Origin of the sequence: Nonomuraea sp. NPDC050691, assembly GCF_040654455.1 — a bacterium.
Taxonomy (GTDB): Bacteria; Actinomycetota; Actinomycetes; order Streptosporangiales; family Streptosporangiaceae; genus Nonomuraea.
Genome location: NZ_JBFAIA010000298.1, coordinates 1 through 5,653 on the forward strand (window position 1 = coordinate 1; position 5,653 = coordinate 5,653).

Consider the following 5,653-nt stretch of genomic DNA (forward strand, 5'->3'; position numbering starts at 1 on the left):
GGCGTGTGCCGGCCCGCCCCGCGCTTGACGCTCAGCCCTTGGCGACGGCCGCGTTCTCGGAGCCCTTGGACCCCTTGCCGGGCTTCTTGCCGCCGCCACCACTCGCGGCGGCGACGCGCCGGGCGATGGCCTGGTACTTCGGCTCGCGCTCCTTCAGCGTCACCAGCAGCGGCGTGGCGACGCACAGCGAGGAGTACGTACCGACGATCATGCCGACGAACAGGGCCAGCGACAGGTCCTTCAGCGTGCCCGCGCCGAGCAGCGTGGTGCCGATGAACAGGATCGCCGCCACCGGCAGGATCGCGACCAGCGAGGTGTTCAGCGACCGGATCAGCGTGTGGCTGAGGGCGTTGTTGGCCGCCATGGAGTACGTCTGCTTGGACGTCGTGCCCAGCTTGGCCGTGACCTCCTTGATCATGTCGAACACCACGACCGCGTCGTAGAGCGAGTAACCGAGGATGGTCAGGAAGCCCAGCAGGGTCGCCGGGGTGACCTCGAAGCCGGACCAGGCGTAGATGCCCGCGGTGATGACGAGGTCGTGGACGAGGGCGACGATGGCGGCCAGCGCCATCTTCGGCTCGAACGCCATCGACAGGTACAGGATGATCGCCAGCATGAAGACGCCGAGGCCGATCCAGGCCTTCTGGGAGACCTCACCGCCCCAGGAGGCGCCGATCGACTGCACGTCGATCTCGCCCTTGACGTCGTACTTCTGCTTGATGACCTCCTGCAGCTTGGTCGTGGTGGCCTCGGAGAGGTCCTCGCTGGTGATGCGGTAACGCTCGTTGGTCGTCTGGACGATCGGCTGGTGGACGCCCTGCTCGAGGAACGTGGCGCGGACGTCCTGCACGGTCGTGGTGACGGCCGGCTTGAACGAGATGACCGAGCCGCCCTTGAACTCCACGCCCAGGTTGAGGCCGTTGATCAGCAGACCGGCGATGGAGATGATCAGCAGGAAGCCGGACAGGCTGTACCAGAGCTTCCAGCGACCGACGAAGTCGATGTCGATCTCGCCGCGGTAGAGGCGACGCCCCAGTCCCATGTCAGGCCTCCTGCGGGGTGGTCGTACGGCCGGCGGAGCCGCCGTGGTCGGCGCTCATGCGCTCGGAGTCGAGACCGGACAGCGGATGCCCCTTGGCGAAGAACTTCAGCCTGGCGAGCATCGCGATGAACGGCTTCGTGAACATGAACACGACCAGGATGTCGATGAGCGTGGTCAGGCCCATGGCGAACGCGAAGCCCGCCACGCCGCCGACGGCCAGCGCGTAGAGCACGACCGCGGCGATGAACATGACGGCGTCGGCGATCAGGATCGTGCGCCGCGCGCGGACCCAGGCCACCTCGACGGCCGCCCGCAGGGTGCGCCGGCCCTCCTTCATCTCGTCACGGATGCGTTCGAAGTAGACGATGAAGGAGTCGGCGGTGATGCCGATCGAGACCACCAGGCCGATGATGTGCGGCAGCGAGAGCCGGAAGTTGGCGTTGTGGCCGAGAACGACCACGGCCGTGTAGGTGAGGATCGTGGCGACCACGAGGCTCAGCACCGCGACGATGCCGAGGCCGCGGTAGTAGAGAAGGCAGTAGACGACCACGAGGGCCAGGCCGATGATGCCGGAGACCAGGCCGCCCTGGAGCTGGTCCTGACCGAGGGTCGAGGAGACGGTGTCGACGGAGCTGCGCTCGAACTTCAGCGGCAGGGCGCCGTACTTGAGCTGCTCGGCGAGGTCGGTGGCGCTCTTCTGGTCGAAGCCGCCGGTGATCTCGGCGCGGCCGCCGGGGATGGCGCTGATGATGTTCGGGGCGGTGATGACGACGCCGTCGAGGACGACCGCGACCTTGTTGCGGGGGTCCGGAGCGCTGACGGCCTGGGCGGTGAGCGTGGCCCACGCGCTGGCGCCCTTGGACTTGAAGTCGAGCTGGACGAGCCACTCGGTGGTGCCCTGGCGGACGCCCGCGCTGGCGGTGTCGATGTCGGTGCCGACGACCTTGGCCTTGTCGAGGACGTACTTGTAGCTGCCGTCGCTCTCACAGGCGGCGTACTGCTTGTTGGGGTCGTCCTGGACGCCCTGGCCGCGCTTCTTGGGGTCGGTGCAGTCGAGGGCCTGGAACTGCTTGAGCACCGCCGGGTCGATGCCGGCGGTGTTCATGCCGGGGTCGGCCGGCTGCTGCGTGCCGCTCGGCGAGGCCGACGGGGTCGGCGTGGCCTTCGCTTCCTGGCCCTTCTGCCGCTGCTGCCGCTGGTCGGACTGCGCGCCGCGGGTGGTCTCCGGCTTGGCAGCCCCGCCCGTGGCCGTGGGCGTGGGCGCGGTCAGCGCCGAGGACAGCGCCTTGCCCGTCGGGGACACGGACGGGCCGGGCGTGCCGGCCGACCGGGTGGAGGACGGCTGCGACTTGGCCGACGGCGACGCCGAAGCGTTGGGCGAGGCCGAGCCGTTCGGTGAGGCGCCGGGGGTCGGCGCCTGGGTGGGGAGCTCCTGCGGGAGCTGCGTGGCCTCCATGGCGAGCACCTGGCGGAAGCGCAGCTCCGCGGTGGTCGCGACCAGCTTGATGGCCTCGCTCTGCCCGACGCCCGGGATGGAGATGATGATGTTGTCGCCGGACTTGGCGACCTCCGCGTCGGAGATGCCGGTGCCGTTGACCCGGTCGCGGATGATGTTGACCGCGCGGTCGAGGATCTCCTGAGGCGGAGCCGCGCCGTTCTGGGTCACCGGTGACAGCGTCACCGTCGTGCCGCCGGCGAGGTCGAGTCCGAGCTTCGGCGTGAACGCCTTCTGCAGGAACATCGTCCCGCCCAGGGCGAGGATGAGCGCCAGGAGCAGCAGGAGCGTCCGCCCCGGCTTGCTGTGGCTGCTGGTCGGTCGGGCCACTGGTCGTCAGTTCTTTCGGATAGAGGTTTGTCGCAGAAGCCTAGTCAGGACTTGGTGGTGTCCTGGCCGTCGTTGCGCTCGGAGGTGGTACCGGTCGTGCCGTCCTTGTCCGTCTCGGCCTTGTCCGTCTCGGCGGCGTCGGACACGTCGTCCGCCAGGGGCTCGTCGGCAACGGGCTCGCCGGGGGTGACGACACGCCCGATCGCGGCCTTCACCCACCGGGTCTCGATCCCGGGGGCCACCTCGAGGACCACGTCCTCATTCTCCACCGCGACCACGGTGCCGAACAGGCCCGTCGTGGTCATCACCCGCGCCCCGGGGGTCAGGCTGTTCTGCATCTGAGCCGCTTCCTGCTGACGCTTGCGCTGCGGACGAATCAGCAGGAAGTAGAACACCACCACCAGAAGAATCAGCGGCAGGATACTCGTGAGTTGACCCGTGTTCATAAGGGGCGACCTTCCATCTTCGTACAAGAAGTTGACACCGGCGTCGCGCCGGAAATTCCGGGCATTGCCTCCGGGGCCGCGCCGCTCAGCCCGTCAGCCTACACAGCCAGCCAAGCCACGGAGTGTAGGCCGTTGTTGCGAAACGCGGCAACGAGGCAGCGTTTCGGCGCGCGGGGAAGTTCCCAATTCGAAACGGTTGCAACCGTTCTGTAATCAGTCGAAAAGCGTGGCTCCGAAGGCATCCGGGGGAGGTGTCATGCCCAGGTGATGCCAGGCCGCGGCGGTCGCGACCCGGCCGCGCGGGGTCCTGGCCAGCAGTCCCTGCCGCACGAGGAACGGCTCGGCGACCACCTCGACCGTCTCGGGCTCCTCCCCCACGGCCACGGCCAGCGTGGACAGGCCCACCGGTCCGCCGCCGAACTTGCGCAGCAGCGCGCCGAGCACCGCCCGGTCGAGCCGGTCGAGCCCCTCGGCGTCGACCTCGTACAGGTCGAGCGCGGCGGAGGCGATGTCACGGTCGATGACGCCGTCCGCGCGCACGTCGGCGAAGTCACGCACCCGGCGCAGCAGCCGGTTGGCGATGCGGGGCGTGCCGCGCGAGCGGCGGGCGATCTCGTGGGCGCCCTCCGGGGGCAGGGTCACGCCGAGCAGCCGCGACGACCGGTGGAGCACCTGCTCCAGCTCGTCCACCTCGTAGAAGTCCATGTGCGCGGTGAAGCCGAAGCGGTCGCGCAGCGGCGCGGGCAGCAGGCCGGCGCGGGTGGTGGCGCCGACGAGCGTGAACGGCGCGATGTCGAGCGGGATGGCGGTCGCGCCGGGCCCCTTGCCGACGACGATGTCGACCCGGAAGTCCTCCATGGCGAGGTAGAGCATCTCCTCGGCGGGCCGGGCCATCCGGTGGATCTCGTCGATGAACAGCACCTCGCCCTCGGCCAGCGTCGACAGGATGGCCGCCAGGTCACCGGCCCGCTCCAGGGCGGGGCCGGAGGTGATGCGGAGCGGGGCGCTCAGCTCGGCCGCGATGATCATAGCCAGAGTCGTCTTGCCGAGTCCGGGCGATCCGCTCATCAGCACGTGGTCGGGCGGCCGGTTGCGGCGCAGGGCGCTCTCCAGGACGAGCGAGAGCTGCTCGCGCACACGGCCCTGTCCGATGAACTCGCTCAGCCGCTTGGGGCGCAGCGCCGCCTCGATCTGCAGCTCGTCGCCGTCGGCGTCGGGCGACACGAGGTCCCGCTCCAGGCTCACGTCCGCGTCCCCCTCACGCTCTGCCCCGCGCGCTGCGCCCCACCGTCCACCTGGCCGTGCCCGGTGCGATGATCCTGCGAGCGTACGGCACGCGCGCGCCTCTCGGCCCGTCGGGAGGGCACGCGGCAGGCGGCCGGCCGGGAGAGCGGCCGGCTGGTGGCCGGGCGGGCCAGGCGGCGCGGTGGCCGGGTCATCGGACGCTCAGGGCGCGCAGGGCGGCCTTCAGGAGGGCGGCGACCTGCGGCTCGCGGCCCGCGGCGGCGTCGGCCTCGGCCTGCGGCTCGACGGCGAGGACGGCCTCGTCGGCGTCCTTGGCGGAGTAGCCGAGGCCCACGAGGCCGGAGTGGACCTGGTCGCGCCAGAGCGGGGCGGGGCGGTCGCCGTTGAGCGCCGCGTCGAGGGCCGCGTCGGGGGTGCCGAGGCGGTCCTTGAGCTCCAGCACGATGCGCTGGGCGCCCTTCTGCCCGATGCCGGGGACCTTGGTGAGGGCCTTGAGGTCGGCCGAGGCGACGGCGACCCGCAGCGCGTCGGGGGTGTGGACGGCGAGCATGGCCAGGGCCAGCTTGGGCCCGACGCCGCTGGCCGTCTGGAGCAGCTCGAACACGGCCCGCTCGTCCTCGGTGGCGAACCCGTACAGGGTGAGGGACTCCTCCCGCACCACCAGCGAGGTGGCCAGGCGGGCCTCCTCGCCGACCTTGAGCCGGGCCAGCGTGCCGGGCGTGCAGTGGGTGAGGACGCCGATGCCGCCGACCTCGATCACGGCCCCGTCGGGCGCGATGGCGGCGACCCGGCCGGCCACTGATGCGATCACGGTGTCACGTCCTTCTCCGGGGCCCTGCCCGGGCTGTCCTGCTCGTCCGCGGGCGCGCCGGGGCGGGCTCCGGCGTCTGCGCGCCCGTCGGCCATGTTCGCACGGCCGGGGGTGTCCGCGCGGGCCCCTGTGACGCGACCGGCGGCTGCCGCGCGGGCGCCTGGCGTGCGGGCATCGGTGGCGGGCGTGCGGGCCCCGGTGCTGTAGGTCCCCGTGCCGCCGGTGACGATGACGAACGTGGAGCCGAACGCGAGGATCGCGGTGACGGCCGCCTGGACGCCCAC

General features: G+C 71.1%; 6 protein-coding genes. All 6 read right to left on the minus strand.

The features are described 5' to 3' along the window. Positions 1-31 precede the first annotated feature (31 nt). Positions 32-1,042, minus strand: coding sequence for a protein translocase subunit SecF (gene secF / locus AB0H81_RS43615; RefSeq protein ID WP_358388036.1), 1,011 nt, complete (start codon positions 1,040-1,042; stop codon positions 32-34). 1 nt (position 1,043) lies between these two features. After that, the gene (secD, locus tag AB0H81_RS43620) at positions 1,044-2,867 is read right to left on the minus strand and encodes a protein translocase subunit SecD (protein ID WP_358388039.1); all 1,824 of its coding nucleotides are present in this window, start codon (positions 2,865-2,867) and stop codon (positions 1,044-1,046) included. A gap of 44 nt (positions 2,868-2,911) precedes the next feature. Then, positions 2,912-3,313 (minus strand): preprotein translocase subunit YajC, encoded by a 402-nt coding sequence (gene yajC / locus AB0H81_RS43625; protein WP_358388041.1) that lies wholly within the window; start codon positions 3,311-3,313, stop codon positions 2,912-2,914. Between the two features lie 213 nt (positions 3,314-3,526). After that, positions 3,527-4,558, minus strand: a complete 1,032-nt coding sequence (ruvB, locus tag AB0H81_RS43630) for a Holliday junction branch migration DNA helicase RuvB (RefSeq protein WP_358388044.1) — start codon at positions 4,556-4,558, stop codon at positions 3,527-3,529. A 190-nt stretch (positions 4,559-4,748) separates the two neighbouring features. Further along, positions 4,749-5,369, minus strand: coding sequence for a Holliday junction branch migration protein RuvA (ruvA, locus tag AB0H81_RS43635; protein ID WP_358388047.1), 621 nt, complete (start codon positions 5,367-5,369; stop codon positions 4,749-4,751). After that, a partial coding sequence (locus AB0H81_RS43640; protein ID WP_358388048.1) for a hypothetical protein occupies positions 5,366-5,653 on the minus strand: 288 nt, incomplete at its 5' end. The genes ruvA and AB0H81_RS43640, both read right to left, overlap by 4 nt.